Raw genomic sequence first — 3,106 nt, 5'->3', positions numbered from 1 at the left:
CTCCGGCAAGTCGGTCGCCGGTTCGAACTCGGCATGGCCGTTCCTGCTGGCCTGGGTCGCGTTCGGGCTGTTCACCATCGCATGCAGCGCGCTCGTTGCGCTGCAAGCCGACCGGCTATCCCACCGCCAGCGCCAGGCGGTGCTGACCGACTATTTCGAGCACATCCTGCAACTGCCGCTGACCTTCCACTCCGGCACCCATTCGGGCCGGCTGATGAAGGTGATGCTCAACGGCACCGATGCGCTGTGGCGGCTGTGGCTCGGCTTCTTCCGCGAGCACTTTGCCGCGATCCTCTCGGTCGTGGTGCTGCTGCCGCTGTCGCTCTATCTGAACTGGCGGCTCGCGATCCTCCTGTTCGTGCTCTGCGTCGTCTTCACGGCGCTGACGACTTTCGTGGTGCGCAAGACCTTCGGCATGCAGATGGAGGTCGAGGAGCACTACAGCGAGCTCTCGGCGCGCGCTTCCGATGCGCTCGGCAACGTCGCACTGGTGCAGAGTTTCGTCCGCGTCGAATCCGAGGTGAAGGGACTGCGCTCCGTCGCCGACGAGCTGCTGGCCGCACAGATGCCGGTGCTGTCCTGGTGGGCGCTCGTCACCGTCATCACGCGCGCTTCCACCACCATCACGGTGCTCGCGATCTTCTCGCTCGGCATCGCCCTGCACGACCAGGGGCTGACCTCGGTCGGCGAGATCGTGATGTTCGTGAGCTTTGCCACGCTCTTGATCCAGAAGCTCGAGCAGGTCGTGAGCTTCATCAACAACGTGTTCATGGAAGCGCCGCGCCTGCGCGAGTTCTTTGGCGTGCTCGATGCCGTGCCGGCGGTCCACGACCGTCCCGACGCGATCGATGCCGGGCGCCTGTCCGGCCTCGTCGAGTTCAACGACGTCACCTTCTCCTATGACGGCAAGCGGCCGGCGGTCGAGGATCTCTCCTTCACCGCGCTGCCCGGCCAGACCATCGCGCTGGTCGGCCCGACCGGCGCCGGCAAGTCCACCGCGATTGCGCTGCTGCATCGCGCCTTCGATCCGCAATCCGGCTTCATCAGGATCGACGGCATGGACGTGCGCGGCGTCACGCTGACCTCGCTGCGGCGGAACATCGGCGTCGTGTTCCAGGAGGCGCTCCTGTTCAACCGCTCGATCGCGGAGAATTTGCGCGTCGGCAAGCCGGACGCGACCGAAGCCGAGATGCGCAAGGCGGCCGAGCGCGCGCAGGCGCTCGAATTCATCGAGCGCAGCGGCGGGTTCGAGACCAATGCCGGCGAGCGCGGCCGCATGCTCTCCGGCGGCGAACGGCAGCGGCTGTCGATCGCGCGTGCGCTGCTGAAGGACCCGCCGATCCTGATTCTGGACGAGGCGACCAGTGCGCTCGACGCCGTCACCGAGGCCAAGGTGAACGCCGCTCTCGACGAAGTGATGAGGGGCCGCACCACCTTCGTGATCGCCCACCGCCTCTCCACCATCCGCAACGCAACACGGATYCTGGTGTTCGAGAACGGGCGCGTGATCGAAAGCGGAACTTTCGATGAACTCGTGGCCAAAGGCGGCCATTTTGCCGAGCTCGCCCGGGCCCAGTTCATGGTGCAGGAACAGTCACAGACGAATACACGGGCCAGCGTGACGGCGGCCGAGACTATTGCGACTGCGGCCAAGTCCCCATAGCAAGTCCCCGCAGGACCGCCGAAATTCGGCCTATTTCATTGCGGAATACCGCGCCGTAACCCCTATTCTCGACGCAAGAGCCGGTATAGGTTTGCGACGCCGCAAGCGGCGGCGCCGGAATTCAAAACCCGAAACTCAGATCACGAGAACCGTCCGGAACCGGCGGATCTCCAAGGACCGGAATCGGATAGTGCACGCCCTTCGCCCGCTGCTTCGCAAATCCCTGTTCAACCTGTTCGCCGCGGCCCTCGCATGTGCCGCGCTGCTCGCGCCACGCGCGGCAAGCGCTGAAGCGCTGCTGCTGATCGAAGCCGACAGCGGCAAGGTGTTGCAGGCGGATAACGCGACCATCCCCTGGTATCCGGCCTCCGTCACCAAGATCATGACCGCCTATGTCACGTTGAAGGCGGTGAAGGACGGCAGGCTCACGCTCGACACGCTGCTCACGGTGTCGCCGACGGCGGCCTCGCAGTCGCCGTCGAAAATGGGGTTCCGTCCGGGAACGCAGCTCACCGTCGACAACGCGTTGAAGATGATGATGGTCAAGTCGGCGAACGACATGGCCGTGGTGCTCGCCGAAGGCGTCGGTGGTTCGGTCGACGGCTTCTCCGCAATGATGAACGACACCGCCAGGAAGCTCGGCATGACGCAGACGAGCTACGTCAATCCGAACGGCCTGCCCGCCGATGGTCAGATCACCTCTGCGCGGGATCTCGGCATTCTCGCACGCTCGTTCCTGCGCGACCTGCCGGAATACGAATACTTCGTGCACATCCCGGCGATCCGCTTCGGCAAGCGCGTTACGGGGAATTTCAACAAGCTGATCGGCCGCTATCCCGGCGCCGACGGTTTCAAGACCGGCTTCATCTGCGCTTCGGGCTACAACCTCGTCGCCTCGGCCACGCGCAACGGCCGCCGGCTGATCGCCGTCGTGCTCGGCGCCAATTCCGGAACGGCGCGCGCGGTGAAGGCGGCGCAGCTGCTGGAGCGCGGCTTCAGCCAGGACAATCTGTCGTGGCTGCGTCCCTCGCTCGGCACCGTCGAAAACCTCGTGCCGGTCGACGCCTCGCCACCGAACCTGCGCGACGACATGTGCGGCGGCCATCGCAAGCGGCCGGCGAGCGACGACGACGACGCGCTGATCGCGGCCAATGGCGGCGCGACCGGATCGGGCTCCGCCACCGGCGGCGAGGCCCAGGTGACGTTCTTCACCGCCGGGCTTCAGCCGCCCCTGATGAAGGCCTCCGAGCTGATGGCCTCGGCGCCGGCGGCGGCCGAGCCCGTGCTGGTCTATACCGGCCCGACCCGCACCGGCACCGCCCTGATCGCCGCGGTCGCAGCCGATGCCGACCAGCAGGCCACGCCGAAGGCGCGTGGCAAGAAGTCGCGTGTCGCCAAGAAACCCGATGCAGCCGACAAGCCGAAGGACACCAAGACGGCGGC

At 66.2% G+C, this 3,106-nt stretch carries 2 protein-coding genes; both read left to right on the top strand.

The window, feature by feature from the left end:
- The coding region (locus AC1D00_RS33825; RefSeq protein ID WP_477013659.1) for a glucan ABC transporter ATP-binding protein/ permease at nucleotides 1–1,663 on the top strand (1,663 nt) is incomplete at its 5' end.
- 190 nt (nucleotides 1,664–1,853) lie between these two features.
- Nucleotides 1,854–3,106 (top strand): D-alanyl-D-alanine carboxypeptidase family protein (locus AC1D00_RS33820; RefSeq protein WP_477013658.1); only part of this gene is annotated, 1,253 nt, incomplete at its 3' end.

Source organism: Bradyrhizobium sp. P2_E8 (assembly GCF_056403875.1).
This window is presented reverse-complemented; position numbering and strand designations above follow the sequence as displayed.